Genomic DNA, 22,213 nt, shown 5'->3' with positions numbered 1-22,213 from the left:
AACGTCAGGGATGTGGCGCGACGGCGTCAGAATAGGGGTTCATTTTGGATATACGCAGACAGTTGGCCCGCATCACCGGGTTAGTATTATTGGTTATGTTTTGGGCACCGTTGAGTTGGGCTGCACAGGGATGGCAACCGCTGGCGGAGAAGATCAACAAAAGCGATCACGATCCACGCCAGTATCAGGCGATCAAGTTGGCGAACGGTATGACCGTGCTGCTGGTTTCCGATCCTCAGGCACCTAAATCGCTGGCGGCGTTGGCATTGCCAGTGGGATCGTTGGAAGATCCGAATAGCCAGCTGGGGTTAGCGCATTACCTGGAGCACATGGTGCTCATGGGGTCAAAGCGTTACCCGCAGCCAGAAAACCTCTCGGAGTTTCTGAAGAAGCATGGCGGCAGCCATAACGCCAGCACTGCATCTTATCGCACCGCATTCTATCTGGAAGTGGAAAACGACGCGTTGGCCCCGGCGGTAGACCGCATGGCAGACGCTATCGCTGAGCCGCTGCTGGATCCGGGCAATGCCGATCGCGAGCGTAATGCAGTCAATGCCGAGTTGACCATGGCACGTTCACGCGACGGCATGCGCATGGCACAGGTCGGGGCAGAGACATTGAACCCGGCTCACCCGAGCGCGCGTTTCTCCGGTGGTAACCTCGATACCTTGAAAGATAAGCCGGGTAGCAAATTGCACGATGAGCTGACGGCATTCTACCAACGCTATTATTCCGCTAACCTGATGATGGGGGTGCTTTACAGCAACCAGCCATTGCCAGAGTTGGCTGAGCTGGCCGCCAAAACCTTTGGCCGCGTGCCTGACCGTGATGCGACTGTACCGCCGATAGACGTCCCGGCAGTCACCCCTGAACAGCAGGGCATCATTATTCACTATGTGCCGGCTCAACCGCGTAAGCAGTTGAAAGTAGAATTCCGCATCGACAATAACAGCGCTGAATTCCGCAGTAAGACCGACACCTATATCAGCTATCTGATTGGTAACCGCAGTCAGAATACTTTGTCCGACTGGCTGCAAAAGCAGGGGTTGGCGGATGCAATCAACGCCGGGGCTGATCCGATGGTGGATCGCAATGGCGGTGTATTCTCGATCAGTGTCTCGCTGACGGATAAAGGCTTGGCCAAGCGTGACGAAGTCGTAGCCGCTATTTTCAACTACTTGAAAATGTTGCGTACTGAAGGCATCAAGCAAAGCTATTTTGATGAGATCTCCCACGTACTGAACCTGGACTTCCGCTACCCGTCGATCACTCGTGATATGGATTATATCGAATGGCTGGTGGATACCATGCTGCGTGTACCGGTAGAGCATACGCTGGATGCCCCTTATTTGGCTGATCGCTATGACGCCAAGGCGATAGCTGAGCGTCTAGACGCCATGACGCCGCAAAATGCGCGCATCTGGTTTGTTAGCCCGAATGAGCCGCATAACAAGATGGCTTACTTCGTCAATGCGCCATATCAGGTTGATAAAATCACCCCGCAGCGTTTTGAACAATGGCAGCAATTGGGTAAAGGCATCAGCCTGTCGTTACCTGCGCTCAATCCGTATATTCCGGATGATTTCAGCCTGACCAAACCTTCGCACGAGTTTAAAAAACCGGAGATGGTCGTCGACCAACCAGGTTTGCGTGTGTTGTATATGCCGAGTCGTTACTTTGCCGACGAGCCAAAGGCTGACGTCACAGTGGCGTTCCGCAATGCAAAAACCATGGATTCTGCACGCAATCAGGTATTGTTCTCTTTGACCGACTATCTGGCGGGGATTTCACTGGATCAGTTGAGTTATCAGGCTTCGGTTGGCGGGCTGAGTTTTTCCACGTCCCCGAACAACGGTCTGGTATTCAACGCCAACGGTTTTACCCAGCGGTTGCCACAATTGCTGACTTCATTGATTGAGGGGTATTCAAGCTTTACGCCGACGGAAGACCAACTGACGCAGGCCAAATCTTGGTATCTGGAGCAGTTGGACTCTGCCGAGAAGGGTAAAGCGTTTGAACTGGCGATCCAGCCGGTGCAAATGATATCCCGCGTGCCTTATTCCGAACGCAGCGAGCGCCGTGAAGTGCTGAAAACCCTAACGCTGAAGGACGTATTGGCTTACCGCGACAGCCTGTTGGCTGATGCGACGCCAGAACTGTTGGTGGTGGGCAACATGAGCAAACAACAGGTGGATACTCTGGCCTCCACGCTGAAACACCGTCTGGGCTGTACCGGTATTGAGTGGTGGCATGGCGAAGACGTTGAAGTGGCTAAAAAACAGTTGGCCAATCTGCAACGTGCGGGCAGCAGCACCGACTCAGCGCTGGCAGCGGTGTATGTGCCGACGGGCTACGATGAAGTGACAGGCATGGCATACAGTTCACTGTTAGGCCAGATTATACAACCTTGGTTCTACAGCCAACTGCGCACTCAGGAGCAACTGGGTTATGCCGTATTTGCTTTCCCAACGTCAGTGGGCCGGCAATGGGGGATCGGTTTCTTGCTGCAAAGTAACAGCAAGCAACCGGCGTACTTGTATCAGCGCTACCAGGATTTCTACCCGAAAACGGAGAAACGTCTGCGTGAGATGAAAGAAGCGGATTTCGAGCAGTATAAGCAGGCGATGATCAACGAACTGAAGCAGCGCCCGCAAACGCTGAGCGAAGAGGCTGGCCGTTTTGCCAATGACTTCGACCGTGGCAACTTCGCATTTGATACCCGTCACAAGCTAATTGAGCAGATCAAGCAGTTGACGCCGACCAAACTGGCAGATTATTTCCATCAGGCGGTGATCCAGCCACAAGGGCTGGCTGTGCTGTCGCAGGTCAGCGGCAGTGGTCAAGAAAAAGCGGATTACGCTGTGCAACCGGGTTGGGTAACTTATCCCAATGCGTCTGCTTTGCAGAAAACCTTACCGCGTAAGGTGGCGACACCATGACAGAAACGGCCCCGCAGCGGCTTGATCCACTCACATTGCCGCTGTTTGGCGAGCGGCTGATAGAAGCGTCGGCGGGGACCGGCAAAACCTTTACCATTGGTGCGCTGTATCTGCGCCTGCTGCTTGGCCTTGGCCAGGCAGCGGCCTTTCCCCGGCCACTGACGGTGGAAGAAATCCTGGTGGTGACCTTTACCGAGGCTGCCACCGAGGAATTACGCGGACGTATTCGTAATAACATTCATGGGCTGCGTATAGCCTGTGTGCGCGGTAAAGGCGCTAAATGTGACAACCCATTGTTTGTCTCATTGATGGAAGAAATTGAAAATCTTCCGGATGCCGCCGCGCAATTGCTGGCCGCCGAACGGCAGATGGACGAAGCGGCGATTTATACCATCCACGGTTTTTGCCAACGGATGCTGACTCACAATGCCTTCGAATCTGGCATTCTGTTTGAACAGACGTTGGTGCAGGATGAGCTGCCTCTACGCCGTCAGGCCTGTGCGGACTTCTGGCGTCGTCATTGTTATCCATTGCCGATTGGTGTTGCCCGTGCGGTGAGTCAGGAGTGGAGCGGCCCGGAAGCGCTGTTGGCCGATCTTTCCGGCTATTTGCATGGCGAAGCGCCAATGCTGCGTCGACCGCCGAAAGATGATGAAACGGTGCTGGTGCGCCATGAACAAATTGTCGCGCGTATTGATGCCATCAAAGCGCAGTGGCTGGCGGTCGCGGGCGAGCTGGAAACGCTGATCAGCCAGTCCGGGGTTGATAAACGCAGTTACAGCAGCAAACACCTGCCTAACTGGTTGCACAAAGTCGGTGAATGGGTCGTGCTGGAAACCCAGGACTATCAACTGCCGAAAGAGCTGGATAAATTCCGCCAGTCGGTACTGCTGGAAAAAACCAAAAAAGGCGAACCGCCACGCCATGCATTGTTCGTGGCGATCGACGAACTGTTTGATGAACCCTTGACGCTGCGTGACTTGATCATGGCACGGGCGCTGAGTGAGATACGCCAGTCTATCCAGCAAGAAAAACGCCAGCGTGCGGAGCTGGGTTTCGACGACTTGCTAAGCCGCCTGGATAGCGCATTGTGCAGCGAAGGCGGTGATCGGCTAGCGCAAGCAATCCGCCAGCGTTACCCGGTAGCGATGATCGATGAGTTCCAGGATACAGACCCACAGCAATACCGCATCTTCCAAAAACTCTATGTTGGCAGACCGGAATGCGGCCTGCTGCTAATAGGTGATCCCAAGCAGGCGATTTATGCCTTCCGTGGCGCCGACATTTTTACCTATATGCGCGCTCGTTCAGAGGTAAGCGCCCACTATACGCTTGAAACCAACTGGCGCTCGTCACCGGCGATGGTAAACAGTGTTAACCATCTGTTTGCACAGGTGGAAAAACCTTTCCTGTTTGGCCAAATTCCCTTTATTGAGGTTGCCGCCGCCGAGAAAAATAGGGGGTTGGCATTTGAGCTACAAAACCAGTTGCAACCGGCGATGCAGTTCTGGTTGCAACCGGGGGAAGGTGTGGGCGTTAGTGAGTACCAACAATTGATGGCACGCTTGTGCGCTACGCAAATCCGTGACTGGCTCAGCGCTGGGCAAAACCAGCAGGCCTGGTTGGTGAACGGTGATAAACGGCGTGCGGTGCAGGCATCGGATATTACTGTGTTGGTACGTAGCCGCAATGAGGCGGCGTTAGTACGTGATGCGCTCAGTGCGCTGGCGATCCCCTCCGTCTATTTGTCCAATCGAGACAGCGTGTTTGATACACCAGAGGCCAAAGATTTGCTGTGGCTGTTGCAAGCTGTGTTGGCTCCGGAACAGGAGCGTACACTGCGCAGCGCTATGGCGACAGGGCTGATGGGGCTGGATGCTCCGGAGCTCGACGGTTTGAACCATGACGAGCGCGCCTGGGATATGTTGGTTGACGAGTTTGATGAGTACCGTACGCATTGGCTACGCCGTGGCGTATTGCCGATGCTGCGTGAGGTGATGAAACGGCGTCATTTGGCAGAAAACTTACTGGCCAGCTTTGGTGGTGAGCGCCGGTTGACCGACGTTATGCATCTGGGGGAACTGTTGCAGGAAGCCTCAGCGCAGCTCGACAGCGAGCATGCGTTGGTGCGCTGGCTGGCGCAGCAGATTGCTCAACCCAATCGCCAATCCGACAACCAGCAGTTGCGGCTGGAAAGCGACCGTCACCTGGTTCAAGTGATCACCATCCATAAGTCTAAAGGGTTAGAGTTTGATTTGGTGTGGTTGCCGTTTGTCGGTAATTTTCGCCAACAGCAGCAGGTGTTGTACCACGATCGCCAAAGCTTCCAGGCCTTGCTTGACCTCAATGCCAACGAAGAAAGTATCGAATGGGCGGAGGAAGAGCGGCTGGCGGAGGATTTGCGCTTGCTATATGTAGCGCTGACTCGTTCGGTCTACCACTGTAGCATCGGTATTGCACCGTTGATTCAGGGTACACGTAAGAAACAGGGTGACACCGATTTACACCGCAGTGCGCTAGGCTATCTGGTACAAGCTGGCCAGACCGGCGATGCGGACTATTTACAGCAATGTTTGCAACGGCTGGTCGGTGCGGGGATCGCGCTGTCGCCAGTTAACACGCTGGATGAAGAACCCTGGCAACCACATAGCCCGGCGCTAACCGAACTGGCAGTAAAACATTTCTCGCGTCAGGTACAGGATTTTTGGCGTGTGACCAGTTATACAGGCCTGCAACAGCACGGTGCGGGCCTGATGCAAGATTTGTTACCACGGCTGGATGTTGATGCCGCAGGCGAGTTAGCGCAGGACAGTGAGCCAGCGCTTACACCGCATACCTTTCCTCGTGGCGCTGGTCCGGGGACTTTCCTGCACAGCCTGTTTGAAACGATCGATTTTACCCAACCGCTCGATGAGGCGTGGTTACTGGATCAGTTGCAGCAGCAGGGTTTTGCCGAGCATTGGCAGCCGGTACTGCTGGCGTGGATGCAAGTGTTGTTGAACACTCCACTTAATGATGCCGGTGTCGCGCTGTCGTCGCTTGCGCTGCAGCATAAACAGGCCGAACTGCAGTTTTATCTGCCGATCGAGCAGCTGTTGCAGGCGCGTGAGTTGGATAAGCTGGTAAAACGTTACGATCCGCTTTCTGCCCGCTGCCCTGAGTTGGATTTCCAGCAGGTGCAGGGAATGCTGAAAGGATTTATCGACCTGGTGTTCTGCTGGCAGGGGAAATATTACCTGCTGGACTATAAATCAAACTGGTTGGGCGAAGACAGCAGTGCTTATACCCAACCGGCGATGGAGCAGGCGATGGCAGAACATCGTTACGATTTGCAGTACCAGCTCTACACACTGGCCCTGCACCGCTATCTGCGTCATAGGTTGCCAGATTATGATTATCAGCGGCACTTCGGCGGAGTGATTTATCTGTTCCTGCGCGGAGTGGATGCACAGCATCCTGGCAACGGCATTTTTGCCTGCCGCCCGGAAGCGAAATTGGTGGAAGGTATGGACCTGTTATTCCGCGGCGAAACCATTGCGGCGGAGGATGCATCATGATCACGCTATTGGAGCAGGCGCAGGCGCTCGGCGTGTTACGCCCGCTTGACCTACAGTTCGCACGAGTAGTTGCAAGGGCCGATGAGCCGGATATTCTGTTGGCTGCGGCCTGTCTCAGCGCAGAGGCTGGTGCTGGCCATGTTTGTCTGATGTTGGAGCAGCTGCTGCCGGAAAACCTTTTTGACGGACGTCAGCCGGAGCTGGCACAGGCTGCATGGTTGGCTGCAGGGCAGTTGGATGTGGCCGGTTGGCAACGGCGCCTTTCTGCCTGCGGGGCAGTGGGTGATGGCACGACTGCAATGCCGATGGTTTTGCAACAGCAGCGTTTGTACCTACAGCGAATGTGGCAGAACGAAGGGGAGGTTGCTGCATTTATCAGCAGCGATAGCCTCCATCAGTCCGTTGAAGAAGCGGAGCTACGCGCTATTCTTGACCGCCTATTCGGCGAGGCGACAGATGAAGCGGACTGGCAGAAAATTGCGGCAGCCGTGGCGGCAACGCGGCGTATAGCGGTCATTTCCGGCGGACCGGGCACCGGTAAGACCACCACGGTCGCCAAATTGCTGGCGGCACTGGTGCAACTTGCTGAGGGGCGTCGGTTGCGTATTCAACTGGCAGCGCCCACCGGCAAAGCGGCGGCGCGTTTAACCGAATCTCTGGGCAGTGCCAGCAAACAACTGGCGTTAACCCCGGAGCAGCGTGCGCTGTTCCCCACAGAAGCTTCCACGTTGCATCGCCTGCTGGGCGCTCAGCCCAACAGTCAGCGTATGCGTTATCACAGTGGCAATCGGCTGCATCTGGACGTGCTGGTAGTCGATGAGGCCTCAATGGTCGACTTGCCAATGATGGCGCGTTTGATAGCCGCTTTGCCTGCTCAGGCTCGGGTGATTTTTCTGGGAGACCGTGACCAACTGGCTTCGGTAGAGGCTGGGGCTGTATTGGGGGATATTTGCCGCTTTGCCGAACAAGGCTACAGCGTTCCGCGAGCCGAGCAACTTTCGCGTCTGACCGGCTGTTTATTACAGGGACAACGTGCTCAAGCGGAGGCGGCAGTGCGCGACAGCTTGTGCCTGCTGCGCAAAAGCTATCGCTTTGATGCCAATTCAGGCATTGGTCAATTGGCTTTTGCCGTGAATGCTGGTGACGCTAAACGTGCCTTGGCGGCGCTCAACGGCAGTTTCAGCGATGTTACGGGCTATCCGTTGGCGGAAACGCAAGACTACCAAGTGTTATTGGATTCTTGTGTGACGGGTTATCGCGATTACCTGCGGCAGGTCGCCGAAGGTGCGGATGCCACGGCAGTGCTTGCAGCATTTGGCCGTTTTCAGGTGCTGTGCGCGTTGCGAGAAGGTCCATTTGGTATTGCCGGGTTGAACGAGCGTATTGAGACGGGGTTGCAACGTTCCGGTCTTATCCGTCGTAAGCCTGGTGCTGCGGGGCGCTGGTATTCCGGTCGTCCGGTGATGATTGGTCGCAATGACAGTGCGTTGGGGCTGTTTAACGGCGATATCGGTATTGCCTTACGGGACGAGAGCGGCGAACTGCGCGTTCACTTTCAACTGCCAGACGGCAGTATTAAGTCGGTGCAACCGAGCCGTTTACCGGCGCATGAAACCGCTTATGCGATGACGGTGCATAAGTCTCAGGGCTCAGAGTTTGACCACACAGTGCTGGTGCTGCCCAATCACTTCATGCCGGTATTGACTCGCGAATTGGTCTATACCGCGATCACCCGCGCACGCAAGCAGCTTTCGTTGTATGCCACTGATGCGGTTTTGATACGAGCGATCCGTACGCCAACACAGCGCCGCAGTGGGTTAGCAGAGCGGTTGCAAATCACTGTGTAAGCGGGGCGCAGCATGCTGCGCCCCCAAAGGGCTACAGGTCTGCCAGCAGAATTTTAGAGCGCCGCTGGTAGTTATACAGCGCCTGTTTCTCGACGGGCAGCACGTCGACCTCTGCCGGCGTGAAGCCTCTCTCCTGGAACCAGTGAATACTGCGAGTGGTCAGCACAAACAGTTTGCGTAAGCCCATTTGCCGCGCCTGGCTTTCTACTCGCTGTAGTAACATTTCACCCCGTGATGAGCTGCGATAATCGGGGTGAACCGCAACGCAGGCCATCTCACCGATTTTTTCTTCCGGGAACGGATACAGTGCTGCGCAAGCGATGGTCAGGTTATCGCGCTCAATAATGGTGAACTTGTCGATTTCCATCTCTAATTGCTCACGCGAGCGACGTACCAAAATACCTTGCTGCTCAAGCGGACGAATCAGTTCGAGGATGCCGCCGATATCATTAATCGTCGCCCGGCGCACCTGTTCAGCACTCTCCATGACTATCTGGGTACCGATACCGTCGCGTGAGAACAGTTCTTGCACCAGCGCACCGTCTTCCTGATAACTGATCAGGTGGCTGCGGCGCACACCGCTGCGGCAGGCTTTTACTGCGCCACGCAGGAAGCGCACTGTGCCGGAATGGTAATCTCCTTGCTCTTCCAGTTCCTCGATACGTTTCTGTGCATCGTTAGGGAACAGTTCAGAAATGATCGTCCCTTCCTGATTGGTAACCCCTTGTGACGAACAGAAGCCGATCATTTTCTCTGCCTTCAGTTTGATGGCTAACTGGGTTGCCACTTCTTCTGACGTCAGATTAAAGCTTTCGCCGGTGACGGAAACGGCAACCGGGCCAATTAGCACGATGGCGTTGCTGTCGAGCTGACGGTGGATGGCTTCTTCATCAATACGGCGGATGCGGCCGCTGTGGCAGTAATCCACGCCATCATCAATACCCAGCGGTTGGGCAATGATAAAGTTACCGCTGACGACGTTGATATGCGCGCCCTGCAATGGGGTGTTGTTGAGGCTCATTGACAGCCGGGCGGTGATATCCAGTTGCAGCAGACCCGCAGCTTGCTTAACCAGTTCAAGCGTATGTGCATCGGTGACGCGGGTGTGCTTGTGATAAATCGGTTGGTAATTATGCTGCGCCAGATTGACATCAATCTGTGGCCGCGCGCCATAGACCACCACCAAACGAATCCCCAGACTATGCAGCAGCCCGATATCGTTAACGATGTTGGCAAAGTTCTCATGTTCTATGGCTTCCCCGCCAAGCATAACGACAAACGTCTTGCCGCGGTGGGCGTTGATATAGGGAACTGAGTGACGGAATCCTTGAACCAGCTCTGTACTACGTTCCTTCACGGCCAAACCTCTTTTGCATATTTATACGATATTTTTGTATTTTTATTCTTTTCTGGTCCTGATGGCAAGTACGAAATTGTCTCTATTTCTTTGCTAAGGGCTCTGAATCGTTAATAAATTGAAAAACCATAAAAAGATTTTCTGATGACAGCGCCGGAATGATTGGTTAAAGTTTTCGGCATTCCCGTTTTACTGGTGTTTTATTCATCTGTTTTAATCTGTTATGACTGCTGGAGTCGCATGCCAAACTCAAATCACAATCTGGGCCGCCGTCGTTTATTACAGGGGGTTGCCGCAAGCTGGTTGCTGAGTGTGAGTCGCGTAGGTGTCGCTGCTTCATCGCACGTCATTGCCGTCCGCGTCTGGCCTTCCTCCACCTATACCCGGGTGACGCTCGAATCTAACGTTGAGTTGAAATACAAACAATTTGCGCTGACCAATCCCGATCGCGTGGTGGTGGATATCGAAGGCGTGCAACTCAACAGCGTGTTGAAGGGCATTGTCGGCCAGGTGCGGGACGACGATCCCTACCTGAAGCAAGCGCGTGTTGGTCAGTTTGATCAAAATACCGTTCGCTTGGTGCTGGAGCTCAAACAGAGTGTAAGCCCACATATGTTTACGCTGGCACCGGTACCGGAATATCGTAATCGTCTGGTGATGGATTTGTACCCGAGCAAGGGGGGGAGCGGTGAAGACTATGATCCACTGCTGGCGTTACTGGAAGATTACAACAAGGGGGATCTTGAGCGTACTTTGCCGGCAGAGGCACCACAGGCCGGTAAGGCAGGACGTGACCGACCGATTGTCATCATGCTGGATCCTGGGCACGGGGGTGAAGATCCCGGTGCCATTGGCAAATTTAAAACGCGCGAAAAAGACATCGTGTTGCAGATTGCGCGCCGGCTGAGCACGTTAATCAAGCGCGAACCGAATATGAAAGTCTATATGACGCGCAATGAAGATGTCTTTATTCCGTTGAAGGTGAGGGTGGCGAAGGCGCGTAAGCAACGTGCCGACCTGTTTGTATCGATCCACGCTGATGCCTTTACGAGCCGCGCCGCGCGAGGCTCGTCGGTCTTTGCACTGTCGACCAAGGGGGCAACCAGCTCGGCGGCGAAGTTCCTGGCACAAACCCAGAATGAATCGGACCAAATCGGTGGAGTAAGTAAAAGCGGTGACCGTTATCTGGATCACACCATGTTTGATCTGATACAAACCGCGACCATCAATGACAGTTTGAAATTCGGCAAGGAAGTGCTGAACCGGATGGGGAAAATTAACCGTTTGCATAAGAATCGTGTCGATCAGGCCGGTTTTGCCGTATTAAAGGCACCGGATATCCCATCGATTCTGGTTGAGACCGCGTTTATCAGCAACATAGAAGAAGAGCGTAAATTACGTACCACCCATTTCCAGCAGCAGGTGGCGGAATCTATTCTTGCGGGTATCAAGGCCTATTTTGCCAACGGTGGTGCGGTAGCGCGCAGAGGATAATGTAACAACAGAAGCGGCTGGGCAGATGCCCGGTCGGTTTTTGGCGGATTTTAGATACAAAAAAACACCCGTTAAGGTGCTTATCTGTAGCCATTAAGATTGGTTGCGGAGGCCGGATTTGAACCGACGACCTTCGGGTTATGAGCCCGACGAGCTACCAGGCTGCTCCACCCCGCGTCCGTCTTAATGCTTGTATTATCGAAACCAACATTTCATAAGATACCGCTGGTACAGTATCTGTTGGTTGCGGGGGCCGGATTTGAACCGACGACCTTCGGGTTATGAGCCCGACGAGCTACCAGGCTGCTCCACCCCGCGTCCGTATAATACTTTTTCATCGAATCCAACACTTACTTGATACTGCTCTTGCAGTATCGGTTGGTTGCGGAGGCCGGATTTGAACCGACGACCTTCGGGTTATGAGCCCGACGAGCTACCAGGCTGCTCCACCCCGCGTCCGATGGAAGCGCACTATACTCTCCGTGCATTTTGTTGCAACCCTTTTTGCATTTAATTGAACTAAAACAGCCTTTCTGGTGGATTAGTCCGCAATTTGCGGTCTTTTTCATCGTTATCCGCCCTGTGGCTTTTTTTATTTGCAGCGATTCCTTTATCTATGGGCGTTTGTTATCGTTCGCCGGTAGATCATATCAGTTGAGAGTGTGCGTGATGAAAGGACGTTGGGGCAAATACCTGCTGGGCGGGTTAGTGGTAGCGGTACTGGCAGGCTGTTCATCTAAGCCGACTGACCGGGGACAGCAATATAAAGATGGCCGTCTGGAGCAGTCGCTGGAGCTGGTTAACCAACCTAACGCCAAAGGCGTACCGGTTAATGCCAGGGATTACGCGGATCAACTGATGGAGATTAAAAACGCCTCTCCTTCACTTTTTAATCGCAACAACACGACGTTTCAGGCCGTACAAAGTTGGATGGCCTCAGGCGCTGACACGCGCAACCTGAATCAATACGGCCTCAGTGCCTACCAAATGGAAGGCGTGGACAACTACGGCAATGTGCAGTTTACCGGTTACTACACGCCGGTGTTGCAGGCGCGTTATACCCAACAGGGTGAGTTCCGCTACCCGCTGTACCGCATGCCGCCAAAAGGAAAAGGTCGTTTACCCGATCGCGCAGGCATTTATTCCGGTGCGCTGGATGACCGCTATATTGTGGCGTACACCAACTCACTGATGGACAACTTTATGATGGAAGTCCAGGGCAGTGGTTATGTGGATTATGGCAATGGTCAGCCGTTGGTGTTCTTCGGCTATGGTGGCAAGAACGGCCATGCTTACCGTAGCATTGGTAAAGTGCTGATCGACCGTGGCGAAGTGGCAAAGGCGGATATGTCGATGCAGGCAATTCGTCAGTGGGCTGATACCCACAGCGCAGCAGAAGTGCGTGAGCTACTGGAGCAAAACCCTTCCTTTGTCTTCTTCCGTCCGGAGTCCTTTGCACCGGTGCGGGGCGCCAGTGCAGTGCCACTGATTGCCAAAGCCTCGGTGGCTTCCGATCGTTCGTTGATCCCGGCGGGTACCACGCTGCTGGCAGAAGTGCCGCTGCTGGACAACAAGGGTAAATTCACGGGAAAATATGAGATGCGCCTGATGGTGGCTCTGGATGTGGGTGGGGCGATTAAAGGCCAGCACTTCGACATGTACCAGGGCATTGGGCCGGATGCCGGTCACTCGGCAGGTTTTTACAACCACTATGGTCGCGTTTGGGTATTGAAAGGCGCCAACGTTAACGCGCCGTTGTTTACCAGCCAGAATAATTCCACGTCCGGCGGTTCGCTGTTGGTTACCCGCTAACGGCCATAGTCATATCGATATTGACCCGCAAGGGCCGGACATTCCGGCCCTTATCATTTGCAATGTTAAGGTATTAAAGCGTTATGAACACAGCCTATTCTGAAGCCTACCTGCAACGTTTTGGCGGCACAGCACGTTTGTACGGTCAGCAAGCATTGGCGCTGTTTTCCCAGGCGCATATTTGCGTTATTGGCATCGGCGGCGTGGGTTCTTGGGCTGCTGAGGCACTGGCGCGTACCGGAATCGGTGCCATTACGCTGATTGATATGGATGATGTCTGCGTCACTAACACTAACCGCCAGATCCATGCGCTACGCCAACATGTTGGCCAGTCAAAAACTGAGGTGATGGCGGAGCGTATTCTGGCGATCAACCCAGAGTGCCGGGTGACGTGCATTGACGACTTTATTACTGCCGATAATGTCGCAGAGCTACTGAATAATAATTTTAGCTATGTCATCGATGCGATTGACAGCGTACGGCCGAAGGCGGCGTTGCTGGCCTATTGTCGCCGTTACAAGATCCCCGTAGTCACTACCGGTGGTGCTGGTGGCCAGATAGATCCCACCCAGATTGCGGTGGTCGACCTGGCGAAAACCATTCAGGATCCGTTAGCCGCCAAGCTGCGGGAGCGGCTGAAAAATGATTTCAACGTGGTGAAGAACAGCAAAGGTAAACTGGGTATTGACTGCGTATTTTCCAGTGAACCGCTGGTTTATCCGCAGCCTGATGGCAGCGTTTGTGCATCACGCAGTACCGCAGAAGGGCCAAAAAGAATGGATTGCAGTGCGGGGTTTGGCGCGGCAACCATGGTTACCGCCACCTTTGGCTTTGTCGCTGTTTCCCATGCTCTGAAGAAGATGGTAGCGAAAGCCGCGCGTCAGGCGTAGCGAGCGGCTATCATCTTCACTGCACTCGCTAAGGCTTCCAACCCGCTGGCGCGAGTGGCGCTGAGCTGGGCACGCAGTGCGAGCTTTTCAAACAGCGCCAAGGGATCCATTGCCACAACCTGCTGCGGCGTTTTTCCTTCGACTGCCGTCAGCAACACCGCCAGCAGGCCGCGTACGATGCGGCCTTCGCTGTCGCCATAAAAGTGCAGCGTGCCGTCCGCCAATAACTGATGCCCCAACCAGACCCGGTTCTCACAGCCACTCAACTCCATTTCTGCTGCACGTAACGCTTCTGGCAGTGGCGGTAATTGTTTCGCCAGCATGATCAGTTGGCGATAGCGATCTTCCCACTGTTTCAGCGCGGTAAATTTCTCGATCAACGCCTCGGCAGTTATTTCATGACCAAAGGGGTGGGGGGCAAGCATAGTCTCTCCGGGAGTCATCTAGTCGGCCAGCAGGTCGATGGCGCTCTGCAGTGCGGCCACCAGGGCATCGACGTCTTCCTGGGTGTTGTAAGGTGCGAAAGAGGCACGTAGCGTACCACTGACACCCAATGCTGCCATGAGCGGCTGAGCACAATGCTGACCGGCACGTACTGCGATGCCTTGTTCTGCCAGCAGGGTAACGATATCGCTGTGATGGATATCGGCAATATCAAACGCCAACAAGCTGGAGCCAGAACACCGGAAGCTGCGGAATCCTGGCAGTTGCGCCAATCGTTGCTCTGCCTGATCGGCCAGATCGCGGCTATAGTGCTCTGCTGCCGTCATATCCTGTTTGCTCAGCCATTCCAGCGCAGCAGCCAGCCCTAACACGCCAGCAATATTTGGCGTACCGGCTTCAAAACAGTGTGGGGGTTTTTGCGGCGTGAAACCGTCGAATGACGCCTGAGTCAACATCTTGCCGCCACCTTGCCACGGTGCCATCTGCGCCAATAATTCACTTTTGCCGTACAGTGCACCAATGCCGGTCGGACCATAGAGTTTATGCCCAGAGAAGGCGTAAAAATCAATGTTAAGCTGCTGAACGTCTGCCGGGCAGTGCACGATACCCTGCGCGCCGTCGATCATCACGCGCGCCCCGACGCGATGGGCCAAATCGATGGCGTACGCCAGATCTGGGCAACCACCAGTGACGTTGGACATTTGTCCCAGTGCCAGCAGGCGGGTTTTCTCGCTCAGCAGGCTTGGTAACTGTGTCAGGTCCGGCAGGTGGTCTGCACCAAGCGGCAATTTCACCACGCGTGCGCCGGTTTGTTCTGCCACCATTAGCCAGGGGATCAGATTGGCGTGGTGCTCGGCCTCGCTCACCAGGATTTCGTCACCCGGTTGCAAGCGGGGACGCGCATAACTTTGTGCCACTAAGTTGATGGCTTCAGTCGTACCACGGGTCCAAATAATGTCATCGGCTGACGGAGCATTAACAAGTTTAGCGACCTGCTGACGTGCCTGTTCGAAACGCAGGGTCAGATCTTGCGCCGCGCGGTGTTGGCTGCGGTGCACGGTGGCAGCGTCGTCACGGTAAAACTGCTGCGTAGCGTTGATGACCGCCAACGGTTTCAACGCGGTGGCGGCGCTATCGAGATAAATGCCTGCTTGTTGCAAAGCAGGAAACTGATTACGAAAAACGATGGGGTTAAAAGGTGTCATACCCTGATTGTCACTGGCTTGAGTCAATGGTTGATCCTGTCCTATTTTATCGCCAGAGACAAGCTATCCCGCATATTAGGATTCATCGGCTGGAAATTATGGATAAGTTTGTTATGCTAATAAGTACGCGCTAAATAATGGCGTTGAATAACATAAAGGGTTTTTTACAGCATTTAAAACTACAAGGAGTCCACAATGAAGAAGACAGCCGCAATTATCTCTGCTCTGATGCTTACGTTCACCCTGGCAGCCTGTTCCAGCAACTACGTGATGCACACCAATGATGGGCGCACTATTGTCGCTGACGGCAAGCCAAAAGTGGACAACGACACCGGTATGATCAGCTATAAAGATGCTAACGGCGTTGAGCAGCAGATCAACCGTTCCGACGTGAAAGAAATGGTTGAAAGCAACCAGTAAACGTCAGGCAAAAAAAAGCACCGCAAAGATTGCGGTGCTGCATAAAATCACTATGGACAGACAGGGTAAATGTACAGGAAGTGAAAAAACAGTAGCTTAGCTACCACGTCTGGATTGCCAGACAATTTGCAAACACAACATCACAACCACAAGCCAAAAGTTCATCGATGTCCTCGACACCCAATTCCTTTTCGTTCCGGCCCGGGAAGTGCCGCCACTATAGGTATTTGCTGGCGCATGCTCAACGGACAATTTATAATGGCTCGGATTAAAAAAACTAATGGTAGCGTTTTGCTGTCCTGTGCCTATTGCACGGCAGACAACGCCGCTTGATTTTTTATGCCGAATCATTCGGAATATTGTTACACAAAAGTAGCTAATAAATGTCTAAACGCTTACCACCTCTTAATGCGCTGCGGGTCTTTGACGCGGCTGCCCGTCACCTGAGTTTTACCAAAGCGGCAGAAGAGCTGTTTGTCACCCAGGCCGCGGTGAGCCACCAGATCAAGTCGCTGGAGGACTTCCTTGGCCTGAAGTTGTTTCGGCGTCGTAATCGCTCTCTGTTACTGACGGAAGAAGGGCAAAGTTATTACCTGGATATCAAGGAAATCTTCTCCTCGATCAATGAGGCCACGCGTAAGCTGCAGGCGCGTAGCGCCAAGGGTGCATTAACCGTCAGTTTGCCCCCGAGTTTTGCTATTCAGTGGTTGGTGCCACGACTGTCAGGCTTTAACTCAGCTTATCCGGGAATCGATGTGCGAATCCAGGCGGTGGACCGTGAAGAAGACAAGTTGGCGGATGATGTCGATGTGGCGATTTTCTATGGTCGTGGTAACTGGACAGGTTTACGTGCCGAGCGTTTATACGCGGAATATCTGTTGCCGGTGTGTTCACCGAGCTTGCTGACCGGGGAACATGCATTAAAAGTGACGAGCGATCTGGCTTATCACACGCTACTGCATGATACTTCCCGCCGCGACTGGTTGGCCTATACACGTCAATTGGGGTTACAACACATTAATGTGCAGCAAGGCCCGATTTTCAGTCACAGCGCCATGGTCGTTCAGGCTGCGGTGCATGGGCAGGGGATTGCACTGGTGAATAACGTGATGGCGCAGACCGAAATTGAAGCCGGACGGTTGGTCTGCCCGTTTAACGATGTTTTGGTCAGTAAAAATGCTTTTTATCTGGTATGTCATGACAGCCAGGCAGAACTGGGTAAAATAGCCGCCTTTCGTCAGTGGATCCTGGCACGAGCAGCCAGCGAACAAGAAAAGTTCCGCTTTCGCTACGAACAATAAGGTCGGTCGCCGTTTTATCGCAACCGGCTCTCTTTAATAAAGGTAAATAACGATGAGCAGTCGTTCAATGCTGATTTTTGCTGCTATCAGCGGCTTTGTATTTGTTGCTCTGGGCGCGTTTGGCGCACACGTATTAAGTGGCACGCTAGGTGCTAACGAGATGGTTTGGATCCGTACTGGTCTGGACTACCAAGGGTTCCATACCCTGGCGATCCTGGCGTTGGCCGTGGCGATGCAACGCCGCGTTAGCCTGTGGTTTTATTGGAGCGGGGCGCTCTTGGCGCTCGGCACTGTACTGTTCAGCGGCAGCCTGTACTGTCTGGCGCTGTCACACCTGAAGGTTTGGGTTTATATCACGCCGGTTGGCGGTGTGTGTTTCCTGATCGGATGGGCATTGATGTTGATTGGCGCTTTGCGTCTGAGGAAAAAGGCCGAGCGCCATGAATAGACTTGCGTTGTATTGCCGTCAAGGCTTTGAAAAAGAGTGTGCGGCGGAAATTACTGCAAAGGCTGCTGAACTGGAAGTGTTCGGCTTTGCCAGAGTGAAGGATAACAGCGGCTACGTGTTGTTCGAATGTTATCAACCGGATGATGCTGATCGCCTGGCTCGGGAAATCCCGTTCCGTGAACTAATCTTTGCCCGCCAGATGTTGGTGGTTGGTGAGTTGCTGCGTGATTTGCCGCCGGAAGACCGTGTATCACCGATTGTTGGCATGCTGATAGGCGTGGTTGATCGTGGTGGTGAGCTACGCGTGGAAGTACCGGACACTAATGAAAGCAAAGAACTGTTGAAGTTCTGTCGTAAGCTGACGGTGCCGTTGCGTTCTGCAATGCGCGAACAGAAGGTGTTGATGGCGCGTGAGAACGCGACCCGCCCAGTGGTTCACGTGTTCTTTATCGCGCCGGGTTGCTGCTATGTCGGTTATTCCTTCAGCAATAACAACTCGCCGTTCTACATGGGGATTCCGCGTCTTAAGTTCCCATCCGATGCCCCAAGCCGTTCTACGCTGAAACTGGAAGAGGCATTCCACGTATTCATTCCTGCCGATGAGTGGGACGAACGTTTGGCGAGCGGTATGCATGCGGTTGATCTGGGCGCTTGCCCGGGCGGCTGGACCTATCAATTGGTCCAGCGCAGCATGATGGTACATGCGGTAGATAATGGCCCAATGGCACCGAGCCTGATGGATACCGGCCAGGTAACGCATCACCGTGCCGATGGCTTCAGATATGAACCTTCCAGCAGCAAGATTTACTGGCTGGTGTGTGACATGGTGGAGAAGCCGGCGAAGGTGACTAGCTTGATGATTCAATGGCTGGTGAAGGGCTGGTGCCGTGAGGCGATCTTTAACCTTAAACTGCCGATGAAAAAGCGCTACGAAGAGGTTTCTCAGAACCTGTTGTCTATCAAGGAAGCGTTGGATTCGGCGGGTATCAGCTCAGAGATTCATGCCAAGCAGCTGTACCACGATCGTGAAGAAGTTACCGTGCACGTTCGCCGTATGTGGTCGGCTGTGGCAGGTCGTCGCGACGAGCGTGAATAAAAACGCTGTCGGCAGTAACCTTAAACCTTAAATAATTCGAGTTGCAGGCAGGCGGTAACTGAGCGAGTCCCGATGAGTTTACTCAAAATAAGTGATTCGGGTGAGTAAAGGCACCAATGCCCCTGCAACTTGAAGTCTGTCGGGTATCGTTAAAGCGGTAACCGCAGTTGTTGTAGGTTGCCGGTTAACGTCAGATCAGTTCGTAATGTCGCCACTTTTTTACTGATATAAGCCATTTCGCGGTGCTGTTGCAGTTTACCGCGCCATTTCTCCGGCACATGTTCCAAATCCTGATACAACCCATCCAGCGAACCTGCCTGCTGTAACAGCAATACTGCCGTCTTCGGTCCAATACCTGCCACGCCAGGGATTTTGCTGCTGCTTATTCCCGCCAACCCCCAGTAATCCGCCAACTGCTGTGGTGATACCCCAAACTCTTGCTGTACAAAGGGCATATCCAACCAGCGTTTTTGAAAGTAATCGCGGATCTGTACGCTGGGTGCTAACAGTTGGCAATAGCCTTTGTCGGTGGACACAATGGTCACCTGATGGCCGCCACCTGTGACCTTCGCGGTCAGCGTTGCCGCCAGATCGTCCGCTTCATTGCCCGGAGAATGCCAACAGGCCACACCGAGCGCTTCAAACGCCTGTCGGAGCTGCGGCATTTCCTGCTGTAAATTTTCTGGCATTGGAGAACGCCCGGCTTTGTAATCGGGCAGAATTTGATGACGCCAGCTTTCACTACGGTCATCTTCGTCAAATACCGCCACGGCGTGCGTTGGCCGACTGTGCTGAATCAACTGCTGCAGCGCGTGCTGGCAAGCATTCACACAGGGAGAACCCTGCACGGCGTGTATGCGGCGGATGAGGTTCAGAGCATCAACGATCAGTAGGTGTATAGGCATTTACGCGTTGTCTTTCAAGCTGCAGTATTGTGACTTGATAAAGTCAGAAAAAAGAAGGGCGGCTTTAGCGCCGCCCGGAGATGGTCAGGCTACGATTTCGTAGCAGGGAACATAAGCGGTACCGGGTAGCTTCATACGATGCTGGGCAACAAAGCCCTGAAGCAGGCTGTCCATCTGCTTCATCATTTGCGGTTCGCCGTGAAGCTTGTACGGGCCAAACTGCTCGATAGCATGAATGCCATTTTCCTTCACGTTACCGGCTACGATACCGGAAAATGCGCGGCGCAGCGCAGCTGCCAACTGTTCGGCTGGCTGATCCGGATACAGGTTGAGATTCGCCATATTTTCGTGGCTTGGCTCAAACGGTAATTGCAGATCTGGTGCTATGCGGATTGACCAGTTAAAGCTGTAGGCATCACCGGTATTGCGGCGATTCTCTTTCACCAATGGCATGGCTTTCTTCATCTGACGTGCGACTTCAGCCGGATCGTCGATGATGATGGTGTAATGGCGGCGAGCTTCTTCCCCCAACGTGTTCATGATGAACTCGTCCAGCACACGGAAATAGTCGGCACTTTCTTTCGGGCCGGTGAGGATCAGTGGCAATACCTGCTCGCTGTTTTCAGGGTTCATCAAGATACCCAGAAGATACAGCAGCTCTTCCGCGGTGCCGACACCACCCGGGAAGATGATGATACCGTGAGCGATACGTACGAAGGCTTCCAGGCGCTTTTCAATGTCCGGCATGATCACCAGTTCATTGACCAGCGGGTTAGGCGGTTCGGCAGCGATGATCGACGGTTCGGTCATGCCGATAAAGCGACTGTTATAGTAGCGTTGTTGCGCATGGCCTACAGCAGCACCTTTCATCGGTGCTTCCATTGCCCCTGGCCCGCAACCCGTACAGATGTTCAGCTCGCGCAGCCCGAGTTGGCTGCCAACTTTGCGTGCGTACAGATATTCGTTTTCGTTGATTGAATGGCCGCCCCAGCACACCACCATATTAGGATCTTCATCGAGATGCAGCGCACGGGCGTTGCGCAAGATAGAGAACACCAGGTTGGTAATATGGGCTGAGTTTTCCAGGTTCAGATGCTGAAAACGGCCAGCGCTGTCTATTTGGCCGTGAACGAACAGGATATCGCGCAGCACAGCGAACAGGTTGGCTTGCAGCGATCGGATAATCCTGCCATCAACAAAGGCGTCTTCAGGTGGATTCACAAGCTCAAGTTTGACCCCGCGCTCACGGCGCAACACGTTAATATCAAAGCTTTCGTAGCGTGACAGCAGCTGTTTGCTGTTGTCGGTCTGGCTGCCAGAATTCAAAACTGCCAGTGAACAGTTGCGGAACAAACGGTATAGATCGCTGCTGGCAGTGCGCTTCAGCATGTCTACTTCCAGCTGCGACAGCAAATCCATAGAGCCAAGCGGGCTGATGTGTGTAATCAAGGTAACTCCTTTGCACCCGGAAAGGGGCAGTAGTAATCCATACGCAGCAGAACAGCATCTCGTTATAGTTAGCGCACGACGGCAACATCATCGTTTGCCAGTCGCAATGCCCAGCGCTCCTGATTTAACCTTACCGCCGTCCCCTGTTTTTTACCAATAGAAACCGCTCGTTAGCTCAGTTGTTGAGCACTGTTTCGCACTATTGGCGTGCCAGACGGCCATGTGACGGGACAAAATCAGTGTTACTGCGCCATGGATTGATGTCCAGCCCGCCACGGCGGGTGTAGCGCGCATACACCGTCAGGCTCTGCGGCTGACAATAGTGCATCAAATCGTTAAAAATACGTTCTACACACTGTTCGTGGAATTCATTGTGGTGACGGAAGGACACCAGATAACGCAGCAGTGACTCACGATCGATCTGCGCACCACGATAATGAATTTGCACCGAGCCCCAGTCTGGCTGGTTGGTGATCAGGCAATTGGATTTCAACAGGTGACTGACAAGCTGCTCTTCTACCTGTTCCGTGCCGGTCGCATTTTGCAGGTAGTCAGCATTGAACTCATAGTTATCGATACGGATGTCCTGGTTATCGATGCATTCGCCATCCAGTCGGGCGATCTGGCTGCCTTCCAGTTGATCTACGCGGAACAATGAGACGCTGACCTCACCCTGAGCGCAGGCAGACAGATCGCGCTGCAAGGTGCTGCGTACAGTCTCCCAGTCGTTGAAAGGCGTTTGGTTAAAGCTATTGAGGTAAAGTTTGAAGCTCTTGGACTCAATGAGGTTGATGCTGTCAGCGTTGAGGCTAATCTCTCCGACTGCTACCTGCGGCAGGCCGTTGTCATTCAGCCAGGAGAGTTCGTACAGCGTCCAAATATCGGCACCGTGGAACGGCAAGTTGTCCGGATACAAACCCAGCGGCTCACGGTTCATGCTGCGTGGTACAGCTTGCAGCAATGTCGCGTCATAGCGATCGCGGTACGCGGTAGTTTTGCCTAGGGTCAATGCCGACAGGGCGTGATGGTCTTGATATGAGGACATCTGC

16 protein-coding genes and 3 tRNA genes are annotated in these 22,213 nt (G+C 53.7%); 10 read left to right on the top strand and 9 right to left on the bottom strand.

From position 1 onward, the window contains the following. Positions 1–50 precede the first annotated feature (50 nt). Genes ptrA through recD form a run of 3 tightly spaced genes read left to right on the top strand, consistent with a single transcriptional unit; the run spans position 51 to position 8,343 of the window. Positions 51–2,939 carry a pitrilysin gene (gene ptrA, locus SGBXF1_RS19455; RefSeq protein ID WP_186428539.1) on the top strand — a complete coding sequence of 963 codons (2,889 nt, stop codon included), beginning with the start codon at positions 51–53 and terminating at the stop codon, positions 2,937–2,939. Continuing rightward, positions 2,936–6,496 carry an exodeoxyribonuclease V subunit beta gene (gene recB, locus SGBXF1_RS19450; protein WP_186427388.1) on the top strand — a complete coding sequence of 1,187 codons (3,561 nt, stop codon included), beginning with the start codon at positions 2,936–2,938 and terminating at the stop codon, positions 6,494–6,496. Before ptrA ends, recB begins: the two co-directional genes overlap by 4 nt. Further along, complete coding sequence (gene recD / locus SGBXF1_RS19445; RefSeq protein ID WP_186427387.1) at positions 6,493–8,343, top strand: exodeoxyribonuclease V subunit alpha; 1,851 nt, start codon at positions 6,493–6,495, stop codon at positions 8,341–8,343. Before recB ends, recD begins: the two co-directional genes overlap by 4 nt. A gap of 31 nt (positions 8,344–8,374) precedes the next feature. On the opposite strand, the gene argA is transcribed toward recD, so the two are convergent. Next, on the bottom strand, positions 8,375–9,700 hold the full coding sequence (gene argA / locus SGBXF1_RS19440) for an amino-acid N-acetyltransferase (protein WP_037418429.1): 1,326 nt from the start codon (positions 9,698–9,700) through the stop codon (positions 8,375–8,377). A 240-nt stretch (positions 9,701–9,940) separates the two neighbouring features. Between argA and amiC the strand changes: the two genes are divergently transcribed. Next, a complete protein-coding gene (gene amiC / locus SGBXF1_RS19435) occupies positions 9,941–11,194 on the top strand; it encodes an N-acetylmuramoyl-L-alanine amidase AmiC (protein WP_037418432.1) in 1,254 nt (417 codons plus the stop codon). A 100-nt stretch (positions 11,195–11,294) separates the two neighbouring features. Here the strand turns inward: amiC and SGBXF1_RS19430 are convergent. The 3 genes from SGBXF1_RS19430 to SGBXF1_RS19420 form a co-directional block, all read right to left on the bottom strand. Further along, positions 11,295–11,371 (bottom strand) — tRNA-Met (locus SGBXF1_RS19430). A 64-nt stretch (positions 11,372–11,435) separates the two neighbouring features. Further along, positions 11,436–11,512 (bottom strand) — tRNA-Met (locus SGBXF1_RS19425). A gap of 61 nt (positions 11,513–11,573) precedes the next feature. Beyond that, positions 11,574–11,650 (bottom strand) — tRNA-Met (locus tag SGBXF1_RS19420). Between the two features lie 213 nt (positions 11,651–11,863). Here SGBXF1_RS19420 and mltA point away from each other — a divergent pair. Continuing rightward, on the top strand, positions 11,864–13,006 hold the full coding sequence (mltA, locus tag SGBXF1_RS19415; RefSeq protein ID WP_037418496.1) for a murein transglycosylase A: 1,143 nt from the start codon (positions 11,864–11,866) through the stop codon (positions 13,004–13,006). Positions 13,007–13,089: 83 nt separating this feature from the next. Then, positions 13,090–13,896 (top strand): tRNA cyclic N6-threonylcarbamoyladenosine(37) synthase TcdA, encoded by an 807-nt coding sequence (tcdA, locus tag SGBXF1_RS19410; protein WP_037418435.1) that lies wholly within the window; start codon positions 13,090–13,092, stop codon positions 13,894–13,896. Here tcdA and csdE read toward each other — a convergent pair. Then, entirely contained in the window at positions 13,887–14,321 is a 435-nt protein-coding gene (csdE, locus tag SGBXF1_RS19405) for a cysteine desulfurase sulfur acceptor subunit CsdE (protein ID WP_061808456.1), read from the bottom strand. The two genes, tcdA and csdE, sit on opposite strands and share 10 nt — an antisense overlap. A gap of 18 nt (positions 14,322–14,339) precedes the next feature. Then, entirely contained in the window at positions 14,340–15,545 is a 1,206-nt protein-coding gene (gene csdA / locus SGBXF1_RS19400) for a cysteine desulfurase CsdA (RefSeq protein ID WP_130383070.1), read from the bottom strand. A gap of 195 nt (positions 15,546–15,740) precedes the next feature. Between csdA and SGBXF1_RS19395 the strand changes: the two genes are divergently transcribed. From SGBXF1_RS19395 to rlmM, 4 genes are all read left to right on the top strand, one after another. Then, complete coding sequence (locus SGBXF1_RS19395; protein ID WP_037418438.1) at positions 15,741–15,965, top strand: YgdI/YgdR family lipoprotein; 225 nt, start codon at positions 15,741–15,743, stop codon at positions 15,963–15,965. Between the two features lie 383 nt (positions 15,966–16,348). Beyond that, positions 16,349–17,266 (top strand): transcriptional regulator GcvA, encoded by a 918-nt coding sequence (locus SGBXF1_RS19390; protein ID WP_020828381.1) that lies wholly within the window; start codon positions 16,349–16,351, stop codon positions 17,264–17,266. Between the two features lie 52 nt (positions 17,267–17,318). Further along, positions 17,319–17,714 (top strand): DUF423 domain-containing protein, encoded by a 396-nt coding sequence (locus tag SGBXF1_RS19385; RefSeq protein ID WP_115185176.1) that lies wholly within the window; start codon positions 17,319–17,321, stop codon positions 17,712–17,714. Next, positions 17,707–18,810: a 23S rRNA (cytidine(2498)-2'-O)-methyltransferase RlmM gene (rlmM, locus tag SGBXF1_RS19380; protein WP_037418444.1), complete on the top strand. Its 1,104-nt coding sequence runs from the start codon at positions 17,707–17,709 to the stop codon at positions 18,808–18,810. Before SGBXF1_RS19385 ends, rlmM begins: the two co-directional genes overlap by 8 nt. Positions 18,811–18,959: 149 nt before the next feature. Here the strand turns inward: rlmM and xni are convergent, their stop codons facing one another. The 3 genes from xni to queF form a co-directional block, all read right to left on the bottom strand. Then, positions 18,960–19,715 (bottom strand): flap endonuclease Xni, encoded by a 756-nt coding sequence (gene xni, locus SGBXF1_RS19375; protein ID WP_186427386.1) that lies wholly within the window; start codon positions 19,713–19,715, stop codon positions 18,960–18,962. Between the two features lie 84 nt (positions 19,716–19,799). Next, complete coding sequence (gene ppnN / locus SGBXF1_RS19370; protein WP_037418448.1) at positions 19,800–21,164, bottom strand: nucleotide 5'-monophosphate nucleosidase PpnN; 1,365 nt, start codon at positions 21,162–21,164, stop codon at positions 19,800–19,802. 199 nt (positions 21,165–21,363) lie between these two features. Beyond that, positions 21,364–22,209, bottom strand: coding sequence for an NADPH-dependent 7-cyano-7-deazaguanine reductase QueF (queF, locus tag SGBXF1_RS19365; protein WP_186427385.1), 846 nt, complete (start codon positions 22,207–22,209; stop codon positions 21,364–21,366). Between the last annotated feature and the right edge of the window lie 4 nt (positions 22,210–22,213).

The organism is Serratia grimesii (assembly GCF_900186025.1).
GTDB lineage: Bacteria > Pseudomonadota > Gammaproteobacteria > Enterobacterales > Enterobacteriaceae > Serratia > Serratia grimesii.
Note: the sequence above shows the minus strand (reverse complement) of the source record. Positions and strands in the feature narration are given on the sequence as shown.

Excerpts from the sequence above, each read along its gene's own strand:
- amiC (WP_037418432.1), top strand. The coding sequence starts at position 9,941 with ATGCCAAACTCAAATCACAATCTGGGCCGCCGTCGTTTATTACAGGGG.
- SGBXF1_RS19395 (WP_037418438.1), top strand. The coding sequence starts at position 15,741 with ATGAAGAAGACAGCCGCAATTATCTCTGCTCTGATGCTTACGTTCACC.
- recD (WP_186427387.1), top strand. The coding sequence starts at position 6,493 with ATGATCACGCTATTGGAGCAGGCGCAGGCGCTCGGCGTGTTACGCCCG.
- csdE (WP_061808456.1), bottom strand. The coding sequence starts at position 14,321 with ATGCTTGCCCCCCACCCCTTTGGTCATGAAATAACTGCCGAGGCGTTG.
- queF (WP_186427385.1), bottom strand. The coding sequence starts at position 22,209 with ATGTCCTCATATCAAGACCATCACGCCCTGTCGGCATTGACCCTAGGC.
- csdA (WP_130383070.1), bottom strand. The coding sequence starts at position 15,545 with ATGACACCTTTTAACCCCATCGTTTTTCGTAATCAGTTTCCTGCTTTG.
- recB (WP_186427388.1), top strand. The coding sequence starts at position 2,936 with ATGACAGAAACGGCCCCGCAGCGGCTTGATCCACTCACATTGCCGCTG.
- xni (WP_186427386.1), bottom strand. The coding sequence starts at position 19,715 with ATGCCTATACACCTACTGATCGTTGATGCTCTGAACCTCATCCGCCGC.
- rlmM (WP_037418444.1), top strand. The coding sequence starts at position 17,707 with ATGAATAGACTTGCGTTGTATTGCCGTCAAGGCTTTGAAAAAGAGTGT.
- SGBXF1_RS19390 (WP_020828381.1), top strand. The coding sequence starts at position 16,349 with ATGTCTAAACGCTTACCACCTCTTAATGCGCTGCGGGTCTTTGACGCG.
- SGBXF1_RS19385 (WP_115185176.1), top strand. The coding sequence starts at position 17,319 with ATGAGCAGTCGTTCAATGCTGATTTTTGCTGCTATCAGCGGCTTTGTA.
- mltA (WP_037418496.1), top strand. The coding sequence starts at position 11,864 with ATGAAAGGACGTTGGGGCAAATACCTGCTGGGCGGGTTAGTGGTAGCG.
- tcdA (WP_037418435.1), top strand. The coding sequence starts at position 13,090 with ATGAACACAGCCTATTCTGAAGCCTACCTGCAACGTTTTGGCGGCACA.